This window comes from uncultured Bacteroides sp., from assembly GCF_905207245.1.
In the GTDB taxonomy this organism is placed as follows: domain Bacteria; phylum Bacteroidota; class Bacteroidia; order Bacteroidales; family Bacteroidaceae; genus Bacteroides.
Genome location: NZ_CAJLKP010000068.1, coordinates 1 through 21,517 on the forward strand (window position 1 = coordinate 1; position 21,517 = coordinate 21,517).

Below are 21,517 nucleotides of genomic sequence, written 5' to 3' on the forward strand. Positions count from 1 at the left end.
ACGGATAACGTATCTTTGTATCACCAACCTGCAGGAAGGGAAAAACAATAATTAATAATTAAAAATTAAAAATTAAAGAGTTATGGCAGTACCATTTAAAAAGACGGTTCACAGAAAGGACCTGAGGGACAAGCAGTCCCCGTTGATGTATTACCCGCGTCTGGTGACCATGGGGCAGAGTGCAAACCTGGAAAGCATCGCGTATGAGATGAAAGAGAAGAGTTCGCTGTCGTTGGGAGACATCAAGAGTGTATTGACAAATTTTGTGGAAGCGATGAGGACGGCTTTGTATAACGGACATTCCGTGAATATACAGGACTTCGGGGTATTCAGCCTTTCGGCACGCACCGCAGGGGTGGAGACAGAGAAGGAATGTACGGCAAAGAATATCAAAAGCGTACGGATCAATTTCCGTCCATCTACCAGTGTAAAACCCAACCTGACTTCGACACGTGCCGGAGAGAGAATCGAATTCCTTGATATAAAAGCGGCTCTGGAAGGAAAGCCGGACTCAGGGGAAGACAAGCCTTCGGGAGGAGGTGGATCAGGAGAGGGAGGACTGGAAGAAGACCCACTGGGATAGAATCCAAAGCCAAAGGCTTTAGAAATTAAAAATTAAAGAATTAAAAATTAAAGAGAATGAAAAAATCAATTTGGGATAAAATACTCAAGGTGGTGATTGCGGTGGCTTCGGCTATTATAGGAGCACTGAGTGCTAATGCGATGAATGTGTAAAGAGGTAAAATAAATACTCTTTAAAAGTGAATAAGGCTGTTTTCAAAAATGAAGACAGCCTTATTTCTTTCACGAGAGTATCTGTCATGCTGAGCGCAGTCGAAGCATCTACTTAAGACTATAATTCACAACAATAGCAAGATAGATTAAAGTTAATTATGGTTAATGCAACGCAAAAAAACAATTATAAAAGAACAGGCTTTTGTATTTTTGTATCAATATCTAATATTAATTCAATACAAGAAACACTTAATAATTGATTATGAGACTTTTTTTATCTTGGAAACATATAATCAGCCTCTGTTTTGTTTTACTACACTTAAGTTTATCCAATGCGGCCGTAACCAAAGAACAACATCGACTACTTATTATTAACTCATACAATGAAGGAGCCCCATGGAGTCAGACTCTTATAAACCCTATTATGCTCCAAACTTCTTCAATAGAAGATGTCAGTGCCGATTTAGTGCATATAAATGGTACATTTATCCGCAATGACTCATTGTACAACCAAATGGAAGAAGGAATCTTCCAGCGTTATGAAAACAATAAGCCGGATTATCTGGTACTTATAGGCAGCATAGCTTTCACTTTAAGAGACCGTATTCAGAAAGAATGGGGAGACATTCCCATGGTATTGATTGCCAACGAAGATACCTATGCCCCACAGGGATATTATTTCACAGGGCGTTCCATAAATATGACAGATAACAAAGCCCTCCCCCTGAACGACCTCAGAGAACAATATAACTTCACATTTATCGAGGCCCCGGATATGTATAAAGAAACCATTGACATGATGGTACAGATGCTGCCCAAAATGAAAAAGATCGTATTTGCAGCAGACGAACTTTATCAGAATCAACGTCTGGATCGGCTTATACACTCGTACATCACATCAGAATATCCGAATATCGAATACGAACGGCTGGTAGGTAAAGAAGAAAACAGCAAACAACTGCAAGAATACTTACTGACAGATGACCCGACCACAAGTATCTTATTTTCTACCTGGTTCTATGAACGTAAAAACCTGTTTGGATCGCCTACACTCATCAGCGGCGATTTCCAGCTGGTGGCATCCTCACCCCAACCGGTATTTGCCCTGAGAGGAGCATATATCAATAAGGCAGGATTCATTGGCGGTCACTTCTATGACCAAGCAGAACTAGAGAAATCTTTAACTGACATTATCGGGCAAATGCTCCGGGGAAAAGAACTACGTGACATTCCATTCGTATATAGTAAAAAGTCATATCCGCTCGTCAACTATGCACAACTGAAATTGGACGAACTTGATGCAGACCTTTGTCCGTCAGATACAATATTCCTGAATAAGCCACTCACATTCTGGCAAAAATATAAGTGGTGGATCATCAGTGGAACAATTCTGTTGCTTTCACTTGTGGTCATTGCGCTCATAATATACTTGTTTCAGCAAAAGAAAATAGCCTTGTTCAGTGCCCACAACACACTCGTATGCAACATGCCGATATCATACACCCAGGCAAGAGTGGCTTTCGATGAAAAGGGAGAGGCAACAGATATAAAATACCAAGCCGGCAATAGCTTGTTCAAGAGTTTGTTTACAGCAAATGAGGATAATGATACGAATAAGAATTCGCTTTCACAGATTGAATGTCTTCCCCGATTTATAAAAATGGTATTCAGAGAAAAACAAGCGATTTCCTTCACACACTATTTCAAGGAAACCCATTCTTTTTACGAGTTTATTATCTGCCAGTCGTCCGAAAAATACACTATAGACATTTTCGGAATTGACATCACAGCACGTAATGAAGCGGAAAATGCGTTGCGGGAAATCAATAAGAAGCTGGAAATGACTTTAAGCGTGGCCCGAATCATTCCTTGGCGCTGGGACCTGAAAAGCGATATGATTACTTGCGAATCCGAACAGATACTGGATCATATGAATTTTGCCAAAGAGGAAGGTTCCACTCCCCAGGCACACATTATAAAAGCTTCCGAATATTTCCGGAAAATACACCCGGAAGATGTGGAACGCATGGAGCAAGTGCATAGAAGTCTTGTTTCCGGAGAATTACAGCACGCCAAGGAAGAGTTCCGCATCATCACCGAAGTGGAAGGACGGAATTTTATAGACTGGCTTGAAACAAATGCAATAGTAGACCAATATGACGAACAAGGATGTCCGATATCCTTAGTAGGTTCGCTGTTATTGATCACAGAACGCAAGAGACAAGAAAAGGCACTGATAACAGCCAGAGAGAAAGCCCTGGAATCCGAACGGCTAAAATCTGCATTCCTGGCTAACATGAGCCACGAAATACGTACGCCATTGAACGCTATCGTAGGATTCTCCAGCCTGCTGACTACCACTGAGGATGAACAGGAACGTGAAGAATTCATCAGTATCATAGAGAACAACAACCAACTTCTCCTACAGCTTATCAGTGACATTCTGGACTTGTCGAAAATAGAAGCAAATACTCTTGAGTTCAATTACCAGAACGTTGATCTGAACGAATTGGCAAGAGACGTGGAGAGTACAGTACGGCGCAGGCTGCAACCGGACGTTGCTCTGGTATTCATTCCCGGGGCAGCCCTGTGCCATGTACAAACCGAAAAGAACCGACTTTCACAGGTACTAATCAACCTGCTGGTCAATGCCACTAAATTTACGCAGGCAGGCAGCATCACATTCGGTTATGAAATACGCGGAAAAGAACTTTATTTCTACGTAAAGGACACCGGCAAGGGCATCTCACAAGAGGACCGGAAGAAAATATTCGAACGTTTCACCAAAGTGGACACTTTCACCCAAGGAACGGGACTGGGCCTTTCCATCTGCAAGAACATTATTGAAAAGATGAAAGGCAGGATCGGAGTAGAATCCGAGGGTGAAGGCAAAGGAAGTACATTCTGGTTCACAGTACCGTATAAACCGGGAGCAGTTGTGGAACAGAAGAAACAGCAGCCAGTCAACCTTACTCCCAAGGTAGCTCGGCAAAAGCCTGTCATCCTGGTAGCAGAAGATAATGAAAGCAACTACCTGCTATTCAATTCCATTCTTAACAAAGAGTACAATCTGGTGCATGCCTGGAATGGTGAAGAAGCTATAGAGTTGTACAAGAAATTCCAGCCGCACGTCATCATCATGGATATCAACATGCCCAAAATGGACGGATACGAAGCGGCGAAGGAGATACGGAAATTCTCAAAAACAATACCCATCATCGCCGTTACGGCATATACCTTCTCTTCCGACAAAGAAAAGGTGATGAAAAACGGATTCAACGGATATGTGCCCAAACCGGTCGACGCACATATCCTGAAAGAGAAACTCCACAATACAATCAAACAAAACATCACAGCAATATAACAGCAAGGAGGGGCCTCCCCCCTCCTGCTATTCATATGTTTATCTTAATCTGAATTTTCTTTTTCCGCCGTTCCTTTTCCTCTATACTCACTCGGGCTGACTCCGAAGTGTTTCCGAAATACTTCCCTGAAATATTTTGCATCGCAGAACCCGGTCAAATCCGCAATTTCCGTAATGGAACGCTCGCTTTCTTTCAACATCCGGGCAGCACACTGCATACGAATGAGACGAACATAATCTGCCGGAGAACAATCGGTCAATGCTTTTACTTTGTTGTAGAAACTGCTACGGCTCATGTGGTGAAGCGAACAAAGCATATCTACCGTAAAATCCGGATCGGCCATATTCTTCTCCACATTTTCCCTGACGGAAGCAATGAACTTCCAGTCAAGTGTATCCCGACATCCTTTCGGCCATTTTTCATTCTCAAAATCTGGACTGCCATACTTTTTATATAGCAAAAGCCTGTTGGCTATCAACCGGTCGATACTTGCCTTCAGGATATTGAGGCTAAAAGGCTTGGCCATATAGTCATCCGCACCGATTTTCAGCCCTTCAAGCATGTTCTTTTCATCTCCCAATGCAGTGAGCAGAAGCACCGGAATATGAGACGTCTCGATATTGCCCTTTATAGCTGCACACAATTCATCTCCCGACATTTCCGGCATCATAATATCCGACAACACAAGATCCGGCTTGAACTCGGACAATATTTCAAGCGCTTCTTTCCCGTTAAGACAGGACTGCACCTGATAATCCTCACCAAGCGTATTTGTCAGGTAGATGCGTAAATCATCATTATCCTCCACTACAAGGATACGCCGCGAAGAATCCGGATTCTGCTTGGGCGTAACTGATGGAGAAAACGGAGAAATAACTTCGGGCACAGTGACGGGATGCTCCGGAGTCTGGGATATGATAGTGGCTTTATGAAAATGTTTGTTTCCTTTAGGGAAAAGAATTTTCACTTGCGTGCCCTGCTCCGCTATACTCTCTATAGAGATTTTACCACCATGCAAATGCACTAATCTATGCACCAGCGCCAAACCGATGCCACTGCCACTCACTTTAAGATTGATGACATTACTACCCCGGAAATAAGCATGGAATAATCCTTTCTGCTCATTACGGGGAATTCCGATACCTGTATCTTTTACCTCAATACACCAATTATCTTCACACTCTGAAGCGGAAACATGAATACTTCCATTTTCCGGCGTATATTTCATGGCATTCGACAGGATATTCTTCAAAATAGAATCCATCTTGTCCCTGTCAAACCAGACATTCAGATAACTGAAATTACTCTCATAATCCAGCCTGATATGCTTGACACTTGCATAGGAACGGAAAGTATCACAAATGCCGGACATGTATGAACCTAGTTCATACTCGGACACATACAAACGGGACGAGTAAGTGTCGATACGTTCAAAATTAATGAGATTGGTCGTAAGCCGCAAAAGTACATCCACGTTCCGCAACGCCATACTTACATGGTCCTTCCCTTCCTCATTCACCATGTCTCCGTTCCGTAGCTCCTCCAACGGAGCTTTTATCAATGTCAGAGGCGTCCGGATATCATGGGCTGTATTGATAAAGAAACGCGCCTTTTCTTCTGATACTTTCTTCTGCTTTCTCAACGTGATGATGCGGAACAGAATCACACATACCAGAACCGCCAACAGGACATAACCGGTTATAGCCCACGGACTAGCCCATAGCGGAGGGGAAATGATAATTAATATGCTACGCTGTTCATAGCTCTTATATTTCTCCTCATTGGACACCGAACGCACATGAAGCATATACCTACCCGATGGAAGATTGGTAAAACGCATCAATCCGTCAGCCGAAGGAGCTGTCCATTCTTCATAAAAACCTTCCAATTTCCAGGAGTATAACACATTGGAAGGATAATCATAATTGATAGAGGAAGCTCTCAGTGAAAAAGTATTCTGCCCATACTTAAGCCGTAAGACCTCTGTATTATTGATATCCGTCTCCAAAGGTGAACCTTCATCACCGGGATACACAGCCTGATAGGATATATTCAAATCGCTGAGCAGCATCGGAGAAAAAGCGGGAACCGGAATGTGCATATCCGAGGGAAAACCGATAACCCCATCATTGCTTCCCAAGACAAAGCGCCCACTGCTATGCAGAATTCCGGCACCGGGATTGAAGCAGACACTCATAAGCCCCTGTTCACGGGTCCAGTTATTGAAAGACATCCTGCGGGGAGAAAAATGAACAATCCCGTTTTCTGTACTAAGCAATAAGTCGCCGTCCGGTTTAGGAAGAATCGTATAAATATTGTTGGAAATAAGGGCACAGTTGTCCGTATAATACTGGGCAAAAGCTTCCTCTCCGGGATCGTAGAGCACCAAGCCGGAACCACTGGTACCTATATACAACACACCGTCTTTTCCCTGATACAAAGCACAAATATGCGATGATTCCACCGGCATATCAATGCTGCTGTACTTCCCCGAAACCTTATCGAGCAAATACAATCCCATCGAAGTGCCAATCCACATTGAAGAACTATCCTTCTCATGAATACAAGTGATGGAACTCAGTCCCGGATATAACCGGGATTTTCCACCTGCCAGGTCAAAGCACTTCAGGTTATAAAAACCTCCTGACCAAATATTGCCTTCCGAATCTTTCTTTATATCACGTATATACTGATCGGGGCGTAAATCAAGGTGAAAAAAAAGTGAAGAAGCGATATAATCAACCGTCAGTGTACGTTTATTTATCTGGTAAAGACCGGAAGTGAAACCACCTGCCAGAATGATACCGGGTGAAATTTCGCAAAGTGTCAGGAAAATGTGATTCTTATCTTCCAACTCATGGTCGAAAGTACTGAAGAAGGAATGCCACTCACCCGTACCGGAATTATAAAAACTGATGCCGTTACTGGTACCGAACCAGAGATCACCGTCACTGTCTTCAATGACATCATGTACCTGATCATTGACAAGCGACTGGCGGTTGCCAACCGAATGACGTGTCCAGCGATAGCCTCCATAACGGTTGTCACGAATGGTTATACCGCTGGGATAATTGGCAATCCAGATACGGCCATCACCGTCCACATACACATCATTGATATTGTTGCCGTTCATTCCGTTATGAATCGTATAATCAGCTACAATGTAAGGAACTGCATGGCACGAATCGACATTCATCCGGTAAATACCTTTCCCGTCAGTAGCTATCAGCACCTCCTTTTCACCCAAAGGCACAATCCGCTTGACGTTCACATCGCTAAGTGTTCTATCCGAACTGGTTTCCGAAGAAGTAGTGAGATCGCAAATCCATATCCCTTGTTTGAAAGTACCGACAAACAGTTTTTTTAAGGCGCCTGAGAAAAATAACTCGCTTACCGGTATATGAAGATTATAAGCGGACTTGCATGTGAGCGACATATGTTGCTCATCCAATATAGCCTGATACAGTCCGGATTCAGTACCTATGAAGAAATTCATCCCGTCCATCTGTTCTATGGAGGTGATGTTACTGATGATGTCGCATGGTAACGGGAAAGCCTTTTCCGTATGGGTGTCGAACAATGTAATCCGTTCCTTACTACATAGCCAGATACGACCGGAACGATCCATATAACTATAGGTGATATTGGGTGAAGCAATTCCCTTCTCGGGCTGGGAAGGCATATACACCTGTTCAAAGCGGTCGCGTCCCGGCTCATAACGAAAAATGCGGCCTTTCCGGCCTATCCCCCACAAAGCACCGTCACCAGCCATATAAAGCCAGTTCAGATTGAACTGCATATTAAGTTTCTGTCCTTTATCCGTCAGTTCATAGTGTTTGATTTCCTTCCCATTGTAACGGTCCGGACCTTCCTGAGTTAAAAACCACATGTATCCCAAAGAGTCTTGCAGAATACGGTAAACTTTCTGGCTACCCAGCCCATCCTCCATGTTTATGTATCTATATGCTTGGGCTGCACATACTTGAGTGAAAAATACGAGTATGGCAAATAGCATGGAGGTGTTTCTCAATTGATAGAATCTTCTCCTCTTCATCACGGTTCGTGTGTTATCACATTAAAATACAAGATTAATACGCAAAAATAACAAAAAAAGAAGAAAAAATCATAGGATGAAAAACGTTTTTTTTCATATTACGAATCAGTTATTATCGCCTTGGCAATATTTTTAAAATGACAAAATATAGAAATCAATAAATCATAAAAACAAAAGAGACTGGTTTTCATAAAAATAGAATATAATTAATGAAAAAATTCAGTATTTGCATGTAAATAACATTGCAAAAGGAATAGAAGCACAGTAAAAGCACACTTCAAAGCTAATATTAAAGTCACCATACTGTCATAAAAAAGGAGGCTTAGAAAGCACAAAATATCAATCATGAAGTCATAATACTTTTCTATTTATTATTCTACTGAAAAGTTGTATATATTGTCAGTTTATATCCAGATATAAGACTTATCTCATAATATTACTCGCTTGCAATTGACAAGCCTGCCTCTTTCTCTTATTACTCTTCTTAATCACTTATTTGACAACTTTTTAGCCCTTTCGTTTGTTTAAAATAGATAATAATCTATAATCCATAATCCATGAAAGTACATGAATATCAGGCAAAAGAGATTTTCTCCCGTTATGGTATCCCGGTAGAACGGCACATGTTATGCAACACCCCCGATGAAGCAGTGACTGCTTTCCGGCAATCAGGAGTGAACAAAGTAGCTATCAAAGCTCAGGTGCTGACCGGTGGACGAGGAAAAGCCGGAGGCGTCAAGCTGGCAGACAGCGAAGCACTTGTGAAGCAGCATGCTCAGGAAATCCTGAATATGACCATCAAAGGATTCCCAGTGACTCGAGTACTGATAAGTGAAGCCGTAGACATCGCTGCCGAATATTATGTCAGCTTCACCATCGACCGTAACGCCCGCTCAGTCGTCCTCATCATGAGTGCGGCAGGCGGAATGGATATTGAGGAAGTGGCCCGCAAAGCTCCGGAAAAGATTATCCGCTACAATATTGACCCACTGATAGGATTACCCCAATATCTGGCACAACGTTTTGCATTCATGCTCTTCGAGCAGGCGGAACAGGCCAAACGCATGACCACTATCCTGCAGGATCTCTACAAAGCTTTCATAGAAAATGACGCTTCACTGGCCGAAATCAATCCACTGGTATTGACGGCTAAAGGCACACTCCTGGCCATCGACGCCAAAATGGTATTCGATGATAATGCACTCTACCGCCATCCCGACGTACAGGCTCTTTTTGAGCCCACTCCGGAAGAAGAGCTGGAAGCAACAGCCAAAGAGAGAGGTTTCAGTTATGTACGCATGGACGGTGATATAGGCTGCATGGTGAACGGAGCCGGACTGGCAATGACCACAATGGACATGATTAAACTTTATGGTGGTTCACCGGCAAACTTCCTGGACATCGGAGGCAGTTCTAATCCTGTAAAAGTGGTTGAAGCCATGAAGATATTGCTGAATGACCCGAAAGTAAAAGCTGTCTTCATCAACATATTCGGCGGAATCACCCGTTGTGATGATGTGGCTATCGGTCTGATACAGGCTTTCGACCAGTTGCAAACGGACATACCCGCAATTGTAAGGCTGACGGGAACCAATGAGAATATCGGCAGGAAATTATTAAAGGACAGCAATCGTTTTCAGGTGGCGGAAACTATGAATGAAGCCACTCTGATGGCAGTTAAATCAGTGAAAGGAGAAACTGTATGAGCATACTTATCAATAAATCGACCCGCCTGTTGGTACAGGGAATTACGGGCAGAGACGGACACTTTCATGCTGTAAAAATGAAAGAATACGGTACACATGTGGTGGGCGGCACCTCTCCCGGAAAAGGCGGCAGCACCATTGATGGACTTCCCGTTTTCAATACCATGTACGAAGCGGTAGAAAAGACGCAGGCCAATGCCTCCATCATATTCGTGCCGGCAAGCCATGCAGCAGATGCCATTATGGAAGCGGCGGATGCGGGAATCAAACTGATTATTTGTATCTCCGAAGGTATCCCCACCCTTGATGTAGTAAAGGCTTATCGTTTCACCCAACTGAAAGGAGCAATGCTCATCGGCCCCAATTGCCCCGGTTTAATATCTCCGGAGAAAAGTCTGGCAGGCATCTTGCCCGGTAATGTTTTTAAAAAAGGAAATGTCGGAGTCATCAGCCGTAGCGGCACATTGACTTATGAGATAGTTTACCACCTTACGGTCAATGGCATGGGACAGTCCACCGCCATCGGCATGGGAGGCGATCCTGTAGTGGGCCTTTACTTCCGCGAACTGCTGGAGATGTTCCAGAACGATGAAGACACGGAAGCCATTGTCATGATTGGTGAAATCGGCGGGAATGCGGAAGAACAGGCAGCCGAGTATATAAAGAAACACGTGACCAAACCCGTCGTAGCCTTCATAGCCGGGCAATCGGCTCCCCCGGGGAAACAAATGGGGCATGCAGGAGCTATTATCTCCGGTAGCTCAGGTTCAGCTGAAGGGAAGATTGCGGCACTCACAGCAGCAGGGATACGGGTGGCCAAAGAACCGGCAGAAGTTCCGGTCTTATTAAAAGAACTAATAATACAATAACGACTCAAATATAATATCTTCTGATTATCAAAGATACTCAAATTAATTCGTAGCTGGCACTCTGGATTGGCATATCCAGATTATGCAATACTTTTTCGAGCAGAATTCCTTCCCGGTTATCATACTCATAACCGAAAGTGGCACGGATGCCCTGAAGGATGAATTGCGTGGCACGATCCAAGGCAATAGGAAGGCTATCGCCTTGCAGTAAAGCTCCGGTGATGACGCTTGTAAAGGTATCTCCCGTTCCCGGATAATGTGCGGGCAAATACGGACAGGTAATTTTCCAGTAACGGTCCCCCACCCGATTATAAGCATATACTGAGGTCTTGTGACTCTCGCCGTGAACGGGAACACTTGTAATAATAACTACTTGCGGACCTGCATCGGATAAAAGCCGGAGATAGGTTTTCAATTCTTCATCGGTATTATCTGCTTTGTAAGGCTTATCCATCAGATAGAAGAGTTCAGTCAGATTCGGGGTAATTACATCCGCCTTTGCAGCCAGATGGCGCATTTCCCGAATCATAGACTCATCAAAGTTAGTATATAGCCGTCCGTTGTCTCCCAATACCGGATCAACCACTACCAGGTCATCCGGCTGGCGAAAATCATCAATGAAATCCGAAACAATCTGCACCTGTCGAGGAGAACCCAGATAGCCTGTATAGAAAGCGTCAAACTGTATATCCAGTTTTTTCCATTCGGCAATAATCCTGGGCATTTCATCCGTCAGGTCGAGGATAGAAAATTGCGGGTACTGCGTATGGCTGGACAGTACGGCCGTCGGCAAAGGACAGACCTGAAAGCCCATTGAGGACAGAATAGGAATAACGACTGTGAGGGATACGCGTCCAATGCCCGACAAGTCATGAACTGCTGCTATTTTTTTTACTTTATTCGTGTACATCTTAGAGTTTTATTACCCAATACTACCACATTTTTCGTTCACACAAAAATCCCCGCAAAGATAACTTTACGGGGAATAAAGAACAAGCTTAAAGGGAAAATGTTTAGGGATTTTAATTTCTCCGGAAGTAGCATCTTGCTTCGATAAAAGCCAGTTACCTATAGGTTTAGACAGTTATAAACATTCTTTTTACAACAAAACCACTGAAATATAAAAGTTATCTCTATATTTGTCCACTGAGATTTTAATAGAAACATAGAAACGGGAGCAAAAAATATATGAAAGAGAAGCCAGACTTTGACTGTGATAAATATCGCCAGATTGCGCAAATGGCTAAAATGGGATGGTGGGAATCAGACCTGAAGAATCGTCAGTATATCTGTTCAGACTTTATCATAGATTTGCTTGGACTCGAAAGCGACCGGATCAGCTTTGAAGATTTCCACGGAAAAATACGGGAAGACCACCGGAAACGTCTCAGAAACGAATTCTTTTCGCTTACGAACATAGGAACTTACGAACAGATGTTTCCTATCAAAGCTAAAGATGGAGAGGTATGGGTATATTCTAAAATCAGCTTTAAACAGCCGGATGAAGAAGGATATAGAAATATCATAGGGTACTTGCAATGCATAGACAAGCAAACCGAAGAAACGAATATCCCCATCGACTTTCTGCAGGTAAACAGCTTGCTTTATCAGCAAAACAATATTTCTCATTCATTACTCGCTTTCCTGCAGTCGGATGATATCACAGAGATTATCAATAAAATTCTGGATGACCTCCTTAGACAAATCAAAGGAGACCGTACCTATATTTTCGAAATAGACCGTGAAAATAAGGTGCAGAGTTGCATTTATGAAGCAACAGCAGAAGGAATATCTGAAGAACAGGACTTCTTGCAGAATGTGGACTGGGATGATTCTCTTTGGTGGGACCGACAAATTTCAGAAAAGAAATCAATCATTCTCAATACGTTGAATGATATGCCCGCCGAAGCTCAGGTTTATCGGGATACATTGGAAGCACAAGATATTAAATCGGTAATGGTGGTTCCGCTTCTATCCAAAGATAAAGTATGGGGATATATGGGTATAGATATGGTAAGAACACATCGCACTTGGAGCAATGTAGACCACCAATGGTTTTCCTCTTTAGGGAACATCATAAGTATCTGCCTGCAGTTGCGTAAAGCAGAACTGCAGGCCAATGAGGACCGCCAGGCATTGGACCATAGTGAGAAGATTCTTCGCAATATTTATAAAAATCTGCCGGTAGGTATCGAGCTTTATGACAAAGACGGGTATCTGATAGATATGAATGATAAAGAACTTGAAATATTCGGCTTGGCGGATATGAAGGAAGCACTGGGGGTATCATTGTTCGAGAATCCCAATATCCCCGAAGATGTGAAAGAAAAGTTGCGTGCCAAAGAGAATGTGGATTTCTCCATTAATTATGATTTCTCTAAAATTGACCGATACGTCACAAGTCAAAGAAAAGATGTTATCAATCTTCAAACAAAAGTAGCTCTGCTTTACGATTCACAAAATCAATTCAGTAATTACCTATTTATCAATATAGATACTACAGAGACCACCAGTGCATACAGCAAAATACAAGAGTTTGAACATTTGTTCCTCTTAATAGGTGACTATGCAAAAGTGGGATTTGCTCATTTTAATATAATGACAAGAGACGGGTATGCCCAGGATACATGGTATCGGAATTTAGGTGAAAAGGAAAACACTCCCATGCCTCAGGTTATCGGAGTATATTCGCATGTACACCCGGAAGATTGCGCTGTCCTGAAACAATTTGTAGGTCAGGTTAAAGAAGGAAAAGCCACAAGTTTAAGTAAAGAAGTACGTGTTGATAAAGGTAACGGAAAATATTCGTGGACCAGTATAAACGTAATGGTCAGGGATTATCGTCCTCAGGATGGAGTTATTGAAATGCTGTGTATCAACTATGATATTACTCCCTTGAAGGAGACAGAACAGAAGCTGATCATTGCCCGTGACAAAGCCGAAGAACTGGACCGCTTGAAATCTGCTTTCCTTGCCAATATGAGCCATGAAATACGTACTCCGCTCAACTCTATCGTTGGTTTTTCCAGTCTGCTGGCAGAAACAGACGACAGGGAAGAACGCCAGGAATATATTAAAATAGTAGAAACAAATAATGAATTGCTCCTGCAACTGGTTTCTGATATTCTTGATCTTTCGAAGATAGAATCCGGAACATTCGACTTCGTACGCTCCGATTTGGATGTAAACGAAAGCTGCATGAAAATCATCAAGTCGCTGGAGATGAAAGTACCGGAAACTGTGGACCTGGTCTTCGAGAAGTATATGCCCGATTGTCATATTTATACAGACAAGAACCGATTCATGCAGGTCATAACCAATTTCATAAACAATGCATTAAAGTTCACGAGACAAGGCACCATAGCTTTGGGGTATGAACAGACGTCACCCCACGAAATTAAATTCTATGTACGTGATACAGGTGTCGGAATTCCCAAAGAAAAACTCGATAGTATATTCGAGCGGTTTGTGAAACTCAATACTTTTGTACAGGGCACCGGTCTCGGACTTTCCATCTGCAAAAGTTTAGTATCTCAGATGGGAGGAAAAATCGGAGTGGAATCAACTGAAGGAGAAGGTTCATGCTTTTGGTTTACTCATCCGTATTAATCATTTTATTTTGTACCTTTGCGCCCTATTTACATTAGAGACGCAACCATCATGCAACAGAATACACAACGCCCGGTAAGCTCGATAGCTTATCCGATATTGATAGCATTAAGTATTTCCCATTGTCTGAACGACCTATTGCAATCCGTCATAACCGCCACATATCCGCTTTTCAAAGAGGATTTGACGTTGAGTTTTGCACAAATCGGATTGATTACATTGGTTTACCAGATGTCCGCATCGGTGTTTCAACCCGTATTCGGATTGTTCTTTGATAAGCGCCCGTTTGCCTGGACACTGCCAATGGGTATGCTGTTCACTATGACGGGGATGTTAAATCTGGCCTTTTCTACCAATCTTTATTGGGTATTGTTCTCGGTATTCATCATAGGTATAGGTTCTTCCGTACTTCATCCGGAAGCATCCCGCATCACTTCACTCGCCTCCGGAGGCAGAAGAGGATTGGCACAATCCTTGTTTCAGGTGGGTGGAAACCTGGGAGGATCACTGGGACCGTTACTGGTAGCTTTAATTGTAGCGCCTTATGGCAGACACAACATCGCATTATTCGCTATTTTATCGGTGATAGCAATCATGGTAATGATACCTGTCGGCAAATGGTACAAAGGATACATTACCCGGATGAAACGTGATCATATTGCCCTGCAACCTCATATGCAGATGCCTTTGCCTATGGGGAAAACGGTTCTTTCCATTTCTATCCTGCTGATACTCATCTTCTCCAAATATATTTATATGGCAAGCTTAAGCAGCTATTACACTTTCTATCTGATTGATAAATTCGGAGTAAGTGTGCAGGACTCCCAGCTTTATCTCTTTGTGTTTCTTGTGGCTACAGCCATCGGAACACTGATGGGCGGTCCTATCGGAGACCGTGTCGGAAGAAAGTATGTCATCTGGGGTTCCATTCTCGGTGCTGCACCTTTCAGTATACTGATGCCTCATGTAGGCTTGCTTGCCACAATTATTATGAGTTTCTGTGTCGGCCTGGTTCTTTCATCTGCTTTTCCTGCTATCCTGTTATATGCGCAGGAGCTATTACCCAGTAAACTGGGACTGATCTCCGGACTATTCTTCGGATTTGCTTTCGGAGTGGCAGGTATTGCCTCGGCTGTATTGGGAAATATGGCGGATAAGTTCGGCATCGAAGCCGTTTATAATGTCTGCGCTTATATGCCATTACTCGGATTGGTTACCTGGTTTTTGCCTGATCTGAAGAAAAACCGTAAATAAATACCTGACCCCACCCATCATACCTATAAGTGGTTAGGTACAAAGAAGCATTTCATTATTTGTGGGTATTTCATAAACCCCTCTGATGCCGTTACTTTGCAACCGTACAAATTAAACCATTTTATAGTATGAAGAAAATAGGAATATTTTATGGTTCCTCAACCGGAACTACGCAAGGCATTGCCGAAACAATCGCTTCTAAACTTGGTGTTCCCGCATCTGATGTAATCGATGTCAGCAAAATAAATGCCGATGCGGTAAAGGAATATGAAGTTCTTCTTTTAGGAACTTCCACCTGGGGTGACGGTGAATTGCAGGATGACTGGTATGATGGCGTTAAAGTGTTGAAAGAATCAGACCTGAAAGAAAAAACAATTGCTCTGTTCGGTTGTGGTGATGCTGAGTCTTATTGCGATACATTCTGCGATGGTATGGGTATCATATACGAAGATATCAAGGATTCCGGCTGCACCATCGTCGGTAAAGTGTCTGCAAAAGATTATTCTTTCTCCTCCTCAATTGCCGTTATCGACGGTATGTTTGTCGGACTCGCTCTTGATGACATCAACGAAAGTGATAAGACAGAAGAACGTATCGACGCTTGGGTGAACGACATAAAAAATCACAAAGAAAAGTCCGGTGCGCTTGATTAACTTTGCATGTGTTTAGTTAGTTGTTTTTGTAGAAAATGCCTGCGGAATCCGCAGGCATTTTTATTATATTATCCGGAAATAGAAAGACACATCAGGCATAGCTATGCATACCGCCCAGTAGATAATTTACTCCGAAGTAAGTCATCAGCACCGTAAGGAAAGCCAACACCATATAAGTATGGAAGAACCGGGGTTGCCGGAAGACGGCAAGCGATGGTCCGTGGAATGCCGCACCATAGATTAAAAAGGTGATTAAAGCCCAGACTTCTTTCGGGTCCCAGGCCCAATAACGCCCCCATGAAACATTCGCCCACACGGCACCAATAAAAATCCCCGCCCCCAGACAAAATACTGCCGGATAGAGCATCAACCGACTGAAAAGCATCAATTGCTCCACACGGACCTTACGCTGTTCCTGAATCTCCGAATCGATTGCCTTTCTTCGCCAGCCTCCTATGCAGAATGCCAGTAATCCATTTAGCATCATAAAGGCAAACAATGCATAGGATACCATAATCAGAGAAACATGGATACTTAACCAGGGAGACAGCAACACAGGCATCAGAGGAGTGATCTGAGGATTGTTCTGCCCAAGATAAGCTACCAACAAGGCAAAACCCGAAATAATCAATCCAAAAGGCAACGTAAAAGAGAAGCGACGCCGGAATATGCACGCAAGCAGAAGGGTACACAGTGCCATAAACTGCATGGTTTCATATCCATTGCTCAACGGAATACGTCCGCCAATATACCACCGCAAACAGTAACCAAAGAGTTGAAAAAGAAATGCCGCATAAAGTGCAACAGTAAAAACTCCCCATGCCTTACCTGCCGAACGATGCATGCTGCAATAAAGCAGATAGAAAAATGCCAGCATCCCTACAGTCAGATTAAACATAAACAACAGTTTGCTGAATGGAATACGATTGTACAATATTTCAGCCTGCACTTTTACGTCAGACAGTGGTTTTATACTCCCATCTTCCGGTAAAGGCCGGATAAGTGTTCCACTCCGTAACATCAGTATCAATCCTACCTTTTCGTCCGTTTCCATGATAGCCTTTTCCAACGAAGTCATTTTCATATGCGGCTTTTGTCCGACCTTCCAAAACTCCTGCAAGCGATAGTTTTGCCCATCAAACAAATCAGTAAGACGGGCATAGGAAGAAGGCAATCGGAGCAAATGACGAAGTTCCGCACTCTTTATATAAATCATCGGTTCATTCTGCCAAACCTCCGGACGGAGTAACCAACCTCCGACAACCTGTTCGGAGGTCATACCACCATAAGAAGGTTTCCCGGTCAGTTTCAATACAAAGTCTCGTGCAAGGGTATTAAAAGGTACTACGCGATCATGATAAATCACTTGTTTGGATGCCAGACTATCCGCCTGTCTGAGTGCAAGTGCCGGAAGGCTTCTGTTTTCCGCTTGCACCACCATTCCCGTAGCCATGAGCAACCACACAAATATTCCTCCTTTCCGAAGCAACGGATGCCTGAGCAATCTACGGAATTCCCCACTATGACTGACAAGCATCCACGACATGGAGATACCCAGCAAAATATATCCTGCATACGTAATCCCTATTCCCCACGGATCATAATTCACTGACAACCAACTCCCCTCCTTATCATCATCAAAAGAAGACTGGTAAAAGCGATACCCCTGACGAGAGAGGATACGATTCATGGAAACTGGTTCCGCATCCCGGATATAGCTGACATAATCTGCCGGGGCTTCCGTCCCCGGATAATACTCCACCCGGAAACTGTCCAGACACAATGTGAATGGTAATTCGATCACCCGTTTGCTGCCTTGGTCTATGAAAGTTCCCACCTCAGTACCTACTGTGAGATGCATATATCCTTTCTTGCTGCATGAAAATGTAATCATGGCTCCCACCAAGATAACAAGGAAGGAGCCATGCAACAACAATGCCGGGAGACGCCGCCACAACTGCCGCTTAACCAACACGGCAACTGCCAATGCGGCAAGTACTCCCCACAAACAACAAAACCAAACTGTATGATAAACATACTTTTCTACAAACTCTGTTCCGCGTACATGCTCCACAAAGGTCACCACAGCGAGCAAAGCCACCAGACAGATATATAAGGAGACAAGAGTTTTCTTCAGATTAAAAAGGTGCATATTCCTTATTCTTCAAAGCCTTAACTCCCATACATTCCATTTCGATCAACCATCCGGGACGGCATACAGGCGCATGTACAAATACTTTAGGAGTATCCGGAAAACGCTTGTCATACATACTCTTCACAACTGCATAGTCTGCAATGTCACGCAGGTAAACAATCATATGTCCCAAATCATCAAATGTGCACTCCGCCTCTTTCAGCAAGGCTTCTACATTTTCCCACATCCGTTCCGTCTGCCTGCGGATGTCGCCGGGGTATACCACTTCCCCTTTATTGTTGATACTTGCCGTACCCGAAATAAACACTTGACGCCGATCACCGTAATCGACATAGGTTCCGCGTTCAAAGCTGACACCATACTCATAAGTAGGATTCAGATGCGTAGGAGCATAAAGGAAGTGTATCTGTTCCGGCTTTAAACCTGCCACAGCATAGGTATCCATTTGCACCAATACTTTAGGATCAGCATGACGTCCGCCGATAGCAGTACTGGCAATATAGTGTGTTTTTTCCGTCAGGTTCTGAGTGACGAAAACCTCATTACGCGCCTTTACCACACCGGCATAATTCACATCCACATTCTGTACGAAGAACCAGGTACGGATACAGTTATCCGCCAATTTACATCCTTGTTCCATAAGTTGCATCACGTAGTCATTCAGCAACAAACGGGTCTGGTACTCAGAATTTGCAGCACGATTGAAAACACTGCCTCCCCACAGGTGACGATATGCATTGTGCTTTACTTCAAACAATCCGTTGTGCAGCACTTGTGTCTGCACATCGGTCTGTAAATAAGCCCACAAAGCTATTTTCGTCCCATCCAAAGGGGGTTGCTCTACCACGGAAAGGGCACAGTCGGAACTTTCGGTAGTGATAGCCAGCAGGAGGTCAGCCTGATTGGCGGTATCACTCAGGAAATAACGTTTAAACACAGCCATGGCACCTTTCAATTCACCTGCAAGCAAATCGTTATAGGCATTGGCTACCGCATTTAATTGTTCCTCATAAGTATCTTCCGGCCGGGTAGAGTGAATCATTACATGAAACTCTGAAACGCCTTCTTTTACTTCATATTTAAAAATCTCGGTTAATGTATTCTCTGATTGGTTGGTTTGTTGTTTTTTGTTGTTCATATCCTATAAATTATTACTGTTTTGCACCGTTATCAATCCAGTCTTTTACCAAAGACAGCACGGCAGGCGAAGTTATCATGTCCGAATGATCTATCCCCCACCCTGAACTAAGGTTCGTACTCAGTATCAGATGTAAAGTACTCTCTTGCGCATTGCCCGGATTCACCCGCATTTGCCCTTCCACAATAGTAGAAGCCTGATTTACTAAAGAAGCATAGCTGTTACTTTCCAGTAAGTACAGACCGGCAGCCGGCGTTGTACTTCCTCCATGGCAGGCAGTGCAGCTCTTATTGAAAACCTGCTGCTGTATCGCGCTGTACATCCCCACATCTACCGTGCCTGCATCCATTCTTATGGTATCAGAAGCGTCGGCTATATCAGTCATGGTCTGAAAGGTTACAACCCGCTTCCTGATTTGATTAATAACACATAATTCTATTTGAGTTACTTCTTCACTGATACCCGACATGACAACCTGGATTTCATCATCATCCGCCGCAGTCTTCTGGATGTTCTTGGCAACAACCGCATATTCACTCTTCGCATCAAAGCCTCCTAATACTACACTGTAACCATCAGTCCAATTATCTATACCGCTGATTTTACCGGTAAACTTCAGGACGCGCCCCTCTCGTGGAACATAAACGGTTTCTTCATAAATCCGCCCATCGTCACAAGAGAGAAATCCCAGTGTAAAGATAAAGAAAAGAATCCGTTTTCTCATCATTATATCCTCCTTGCTGTTCTTTTTATTAGAAAGTGTATTGAAGCATAATGACGCCGGAATGCATGGCCAGACCTAAATCATCATTGTCACGATCAAGCTGTGTATCATGTCCGGTGCGGGCAATATACTGATACATGGCCTGCAACTTCAGATTACATCCTTTGAAGAAATAATTCATTCCCACAGCAGGCATATTCAGGAAACCATTCGTATCTGTTCCGTTACGATTGAAGAAGTCATAACGTAAAGCAGCCTGCAAACGCGGAGCTACAAAGTAGCCTCCCTGCACATAACCACCCAGATAGTTATAGGATTCTGAGATTTTCTGACGCTTCGTGAAGCCCACATTCATATAATACATTTCGGCAGCCAGATAAAGTTTGTTTTTCAACATAGCAAATTCAAGTCCTGCACGAAAATCGTTGGTACTTTCATTCTCGCTTTCCACATTCAGTGAGGTAGATACCCCGAACAAGAGCTTATCTTCATGCAAACGGTTCGGATTGCCCTGAGTTGAAGGCATCACGCCTTTAGGCATATAAGTAAAACGACCTGCATACAACAACGAAGGAATGTGCCAGTCATCACTGAAAGTCTTGGTAGCGGTGTTCACCGAAGCTCCTGTGCCGTTGAACAAGCCTACTTCATAGCCAAATTTATCTGCAACAAGTCCGTGAACTTCTACTCCCAAATCAAACCCGGTACCGATATTAGGTGTTACCGCATTCAATGAATAAGGCAGAATAACGGCAGAAGTAAGTGAGGTGGGCAACGAAGGCATCAACGTTTCACCCAATGTCGTTAAATAAGCATGTGAAAAAGGCGTTTTGAACTTCCCGACACGCACTGCAAACTGCTTCTTTATTTGCACATCGAACCATGCTTGCTGCAACAATGCCCCACCGCTGGCTGCCGCATTGATAGACAAGTTGAAGGCAACCCTTCCAAAAGCTTTTCCAGTGAAACCCAGCACGGCATAGGGGATCGAGAATCCGGAATTGGCTACATTGTCCTGATTGTAGGCTTTGTCCAATCCCTCATCATCGTAATAGTGGAAATTTGCACTTGTTTGTACCAACAAATAAGGCTTGAATACAAAATCCCCCTTCTTTGTTTCAATGGTGAATCCTTCTCTTCCTGCCAATGAAACCACACCATTCTCCGTATCTTCTTCGTGTTGTGCCATAGCCACCAGAGGCAGGGCCGACAACAAAACGATCAATATAAAATTCTTCATAACTTAGCTATTATT

The 21,517-nt window shown here is 43.4% G+C and carries 14 protein-coding genes; 8 read left to right on the forward strand and 6 right to left on the reverse strand.

Annotated elements, in window-relative coordinates:
- Positions 1-82 precede the first annotated feature (82 nt).
- The 3 genes from QZ135_RS18105 (at position 83) to QZ135_RS18115 (ending at position 4,099) form a co-directional block, all read left to right on the forward strand.
- Positions 83-583: an HU family DNA-binding protein gene (locus QZ135_RS18105; protein ID WP_294612476.1), complete on the forward strand. Its 501-nt coding sequence runs from the start codon at positions 83-85 to the stop codon at positions 581-583.
- 56 nt (positions 584-639) lie between these two features.
- On the forward strand, positions 640-735 hold the full coding sequence (locus tag QZ135_RS18110) for a smalltalk protein (RefSeq protein WP_156482078.1): 96 nt from the start codon (positions 640-642) through the stop codon (positions 733-735).
- Positions 736-1,159: 424 nt separating this feature from the next.
- On the forward strand, positions 1,160-4,099 hold the full coding sequence (locus QZ135_RS18115) for an ATP-binding protein (protein ID WP_294612479.1): 2,940 nt from the start codon (positions 1,160-1,162) through the stop codon (positions 4,097-4,099).
- A gap of 44 nt (positions 4,100-4,143) precedes the next feature.
- Here QZ135_RS18115 and QZ135_RS18120 read toward each other — a convergent pair whose 3' ends face one another.
- The gene (locus tag QZ135_RS18120) at positions 4,144-8,115 is read right to left on the reverse strand and encodes a two-component regulator propeller domain-containing protein (RefSeq protein ID WP_294612523.1); all 3,972 of its coding nucleotides are present in this window, start codon (positions 8,113-8,115) and stop codon (positions 4,144-4,146) included.
- A gap of 596 nt (positions 8,116-8,711) precedes the next feature.
- On the opposite strand from QZ135_RS18120, the gene sucC reads away from it, so the two are divergent.
- Positions 8,712-9,860, forward strand: coding sequence for an ADP-forming succinate--CoA ligase subunit beta (sucC, locus tag QZ135_RS18125; RefSeq protein ID WP_294612482.1), 1,149 nt, complete (start codon positions 8,712-8,714; stop codon positions 9,858-9,860).
- Positions 9,857-10,729, forward strand: a complete 873-nt coding sequence (gene sucD, locus QZ135_RS18130; RefSeq protein WP_294612485.1) for a succinate--CoA ligase subunit alpha — start codon at positions 9,857-9,859, stop codon at positions 10,727-10,729. Before sucC ends, sucD begins: the two co-directional genes overlap by 4 nt.
- Before the next feature lie 37 nt (positions 10,730-10,766).
- Here the strand turns inward: sucD and QZ135_RS18135 are convergent, their stop codons facing one another.
- Positions 10,767-11,639 (reverse strand): pyridoxamine kinase, encoded by an 873-nt coding sequence (locus QZ135_RS18135; RefSeq protein ID WP_294612488.1) that lies wholly within the window; start codon positions 11,637-11,639, stop codon positions 10,767-10,769.
- 278 nt (positions 11,640-11,917) lie between these two features.
- Between QZ135_RS18135 and QZ135_RS18140 the strand changes: the two genes are divergently transcribed.
- From QZ135_RS18140 to fldA, 3 genes are all read left to right on the forward strand, one after another.
- Positions 11,918-14,338 (forward strand): ATP-binding protein, encoded by a 2,421-nt coding sequence (locus QZ135_RS18140; protein WP_294612491.1) that lies wholly within the window; start codon positions 11,918-11,920, stop codon positions 14,336-14,338.
- 51 nt (positions 14,339-14,389) lie between these two features.
- A complete protein-coding gene (locus QZ135_RS18145) occupies positions 14,390-15,592 on the forward strand; it encodes an MFS transporter (RefSeq protein WP_294612494.1) in 1,203 nt (400 codons plus the stop codon).
- A gap of 128 nt (positions 15,593-15,720) precedes the next feature.
- Complete coding sequence (gene fldA, locus QZ135_RS18150) at positions 15,721-16,245, forward strand: flavodoxin FldA (RefSeq protein WP_294612497.1); 525 nt, start codon at positions 15,721-15,723, stop codon at positions 16,243-16,245.
- Between the two features lie 91 nt (positions 16,246-16,336).
- Here fldA and ccsA read toward each other — a convergent pair whose 3' ends face one another.
- From ccsA to QZ135_RS18170, 4 genes are read right to left on the reverse strand one after another with little or no spacing between them, the layout of a single operon-like run.
- Positions 16,337-18,397: a cytochrome c biogenesis protein CcsA gene (gene ccsA / locus QZ135_RS18155; RefSeq protein ID WP_294612499.1), complete on the reverse strand. Its 2,061-nt coding sequence runs from the start codon at positions 18,395-18,397 to the stop codon at positions 16,337-16,339.
- Positions 18,384-19,538: a Rid family hydrolase gene (locus tag QZ135_RS18160; protein WP_294612502.1), complete on the reverse strand. Its 1,155-nt coding sequence runs from the start codon at positions 19,536-19,538 to the stop codon at positions 18,384-18,386. The genes ccsA and QZ135_RS18160 overlap by 14 nt, the downstream gene beginning before the upstream one ends.
- A 13-nt stretch (positions 19,539-19,551) precedes the next feature.
- Positions 19,552-20,262, reverse strand: coding sequence for a hypothetical protein (locus tag QZ135_RS18165; protein WP_294612526.1), 711 nt, complete (start codon positions 20,260-20,262; stop codon positions 19,552-19,554).
- 28 nt (positions 20,263-20,290) lie between these two features.
- Positions 20,291-21,502 (reverse strand): porin, encoded by a 1,212-nt coding sequence (locus QZ135_RS18170; RefSeq protein WP_294612505.1) that lies wholly within the window; start codon positions 21,500-21,502, stop codon positions 20,291-20,293.
- Positions 21,503-21,517 lie beyond the last annotated feature (15 nt).

Excerpts from the sequence above, each read along its gene's own strand:
- QZ135_RS18105 (WP_294612476.1), top strand. The coding sequence starts at position 83 with ATGGCAGTACCATTTAAAAAGACGGTTCACAGAAAGGACCTGAGGGAC.
- QZ135_RS18110 (WP_156482078.1), top strand. The coding sequence starts at position 640 with ATGAAAAAATCAATTTGGGATAAAATACTCAAGGTGGTGATTGCGGTG.
- QZ135_RS18115 (WP_294612479.1), top strand. The coding sequence starts at position 1,160 with ATGCTCCAAACTTCTTCAATAGAAGATGTCAGTGCCGATTTAGTGCAT.
- QZ135_RS18120 (WP_294612523.1), bottom strand. The coding sequence starts at position 8,115 with ATGCTATTTGCCATACTCGTATTTTTCACTCAAGTATGTGCAGCCCAA.
- sucC (WP_294612482.1), top strand. The coding sequence starts at position 8,712 with ATGAAAGTACATGAATATCAGGCAAAAGAGATTTTCTCCCGTTATGGT.
- sucD (WP_294612485.1), top strand. The coding sequence starts at position 9,857 with ATGAGCATACTTATCAATAAATCGACCCGCCTGTTGGTACAGGGAATT.
- QZ135_RS18135 (WP_294612488.1), bottom strand. The coding sequence starts at position 11,639 with ATGTACACGAATAAAGTAAAAAAAATAGCAGCAGTTCATGACTTGTCG.
- QZ135_RS18140 (WP_294612491.1), top strand. The coding sequence starts at position 11,918 with ATGAAAGAGAAGCCAGACTTTGACTGTGATAAATATCGCCAGATTGCG.
- QZ135_RS18145 (WP_294612494.1), top strand. The coding sequence starts at position 14,390 with ATGCAACAGAATACACAACGCCCGGTAAGCTCGATAGCTTATCCGATA.
- fldA (WP_294612497.1), top strand. The coding sequence starts at position 15,721 with ATGAAGAAAATAGGAATATTTTATGGTTCCTCAACCGGAACTACGCAA.
- ccsA (WP_294612499.1), bottom strand. The coding sequence starts at position 18,397 with ATGCACCTTTTTAATCTGAAGAAAACTCTTGTCTCCTTATATATCTGT.
- QZ135_RS18160 (WP_294612502.1), bottom strand. The coding sequence starts at position 19,538 with ATGAACAACAAAAAACAACAAACCAACCAATCAGAGAATACATTAACC.
- QZ135_RS18165 (WP_294612526.1), bottom strand. The coding sequence starts at position 20,262 with ATGAGAAAACGGATTCTTTTCTTTATCTTTACACTGGGATTTCTCTCT.
- QZ135_RS18170 (WP_294612505.1), bottom strand. The coding sequence starts at position 21,502 with ATGAAGAATTTTATATTGATCGTTTTGTTGTCGGCCCTGCCTCTGGTG.